Raw genomic sequence first — 1977 nt, forward strand, 5'->3', positions numbered from 1 at the left:
CCAGAAAATCGCGTAACCAACATGAATACAGAGTTTAACAATTTCGCATTAACAGATTTTAAGAGACGCCAGTGACTTACGACATAACCTGCATCCTCAAGAGTAGAAAGAAATAATAAAAATGTATTGAAATGTCTGTCGTTAATAATTCCTTGTACGTTCTCTATAAGGAAAAAACGGGGACGTTTTTCTCTTATCAACCGAATATAATCAAAAAACAATTTGCCTCTTTCGTCTTCCAGACCCAATTGTTTACCGCCTTCACTCCATGATTGGCAAGGAGGTCCCCCGATGAACCCGTCACAATCCGGTATATCTGCCGCTTTTAATGTTCGAATGTCTGACTTACACAAAAAAGTATTCGGGTGATTGAATTGATACGTTTTATGTATCGCTTCGTCAAATTCATTCGCCCAGACAACTTCATAGCCGGCTTGCCTAAAGCCCATATCCAATCCGCCACATCCGGCAAAAAATGATGCGACTTTCATATCATTCGGCAAGAAGTGCCCCCTTTTCAATCAATGTTTTCTTTATTTGCATAGCTACATGATAAGCCAAATTAACGGGAACGGCATTACCTATCATTTTATAGGCATAGTTAACATCTTCGTAAATAAATTTAAACCCATCCGGGAAACTTTGCACACGAGCGACCTCTCGCACTGTCATTCTCCGATATAGATGTTCACTCCCTTCCACAAACTTTTGCAGATTCTTTTCCACCTTTATCATCTTAGGTGCCTGCGGATGCAACTGGCATTGGCGTCCACTTGCCTGAACCGTAAAACCTGGCTCATCCCAAGAACGCACACGGTTGCGCGACATGAATATTGGCGAATACGCTCCAATGAAATATTCGTTGTTCAGAACCTTACAAGCATTTCCATTAGTTTTATTCTTTTCCAGTGCTGGTATTGCGGAATATTGCAAATCCCATATGCTCTCGCGCAAAGTAGGCTTATGCTCCAAAGGCGTTGGATATTTGAAATCGTGTATCTTCAGATCTTTACGGAATCCGATATAAAACACACGGTCTCGGTCTTCCGGCACATCATAGTCATTGGCATTGAGCATCTTCAAATTTACATCATACCCAGCTTTATCAAACAAATTCATAAAACCGTCAACTGCTTCCGAATGACGTTTTGCAAGCATTCCAGACACGTTCTCTGCAACAAAAAACATAGGCTGTTTATCCCGTATAATACGGATATATTCATAAAAGAGTTGACCTCGCGCATCTTCAATCCCCTTTAATGATCCAGCCTCACTCCATGATTGGCAAGGGGGACCTCCTATTATACCTACGACATTATCTGGAAACTCAGAAGAAGGAATCTTGCGTATGTCACCTTCTATCAGATTCACTTCTGGAAAGTTCGCACGGAAAGTCGGACAAATCTTGGCATCAAACTCATTTGCCACGACAGTCCTGAAACCAGCTTTATGAAAACCTAAATCCAAACCTCCGGCACCGGAAAAAAGACTAATCAAATTCATTTATTTTCAATTTGTATATGTAATTCCACAGGCCACTGTCATCCCCAACAATACTGGGGGCTGGGAATTTAGAAAATTATAATGACAGTCCCATTGGAACCGACCTACATAATTACTATCATCACTCATCGGGGACTTATTGTGATTCAGTTTGCGAAGATACTTAAAAATTAGTTAAGAACAGCAACATTTCCCACACAAAAGTAAATCTTCCTATGCCGTTATCTGACTTCGCGGTATCAATGTGTAGAATAGAAGTATTCGGATAGCGGTGCATATCCTTTTTCTGCCATAAGACGGTCCCTGTCATCGGAAAGGTCGATTTTAATTGTAGAATAACCGCCATCCGGCATCCCTGCCTTAGCGGTTTATGCCGGGATACACTCAAATCACCTGAGACAACAGTCTCATTGTAGGCTTGATACTGATGTCCCTTCCCCTTCTCCCCAAGCAAGGAATTGCCGGATGCCAAGA

3 protein-coding genes are annotated in these 1977 nt (G+C 41.6%); all 3 read right to left on the reverse strand.

Annotated elements, in window-relative coordinates:
- On the reverse strand, positions 1-491 hold a 491-nt coding region (locus tag JX312_RS12885; protein ID WP_204458324.1), incomplete at its 3' end, for a DNA cytosine methyltransferase.
- A gap of 1 nt (position 492) precedes the next feature.
- The gene (locus JX312_RS12890; RefSeq protein WP_204458325.1) at positions 493-1503 is read right to left on the reverse strand and encodes a DNA cytosine methyltransferase; all 1011 of its coding nucleotides are present in this window, start codon (positions 1501-1503) and stop codon (positions 493-495) included.
- 163 nt (positions 1504-1666) lie between these two features.
- Positions 1667-1977: hypothetical protein (locus tag JX312_RS12895; RefSeq protein WP_204458327.1), on the reverse strand; the 311-nt coding region annotated here is incomplete at its 5' end.

The sequence above is a fragment of the Barnesiella sp. CU968 genome, assembly GCF_905219685.1.
Classification (GTDB): domain Bacteria; phylum Bacteroidota; class Bacteroidia; order Bacteroidales; family Muribaculaceae; genus Lepagella; species Lepagella muris_A.

What these genes read in the sequence shown, in the direction of transcription:
- JX312_RS12890 (WP_204458325.1), bottom strand. Translation starts at nt 1,503, where the DNA reads ATGAATTTGATTAGTCTTTTTTCCGGTGCCGGAGGTTTGGATTTAGGT.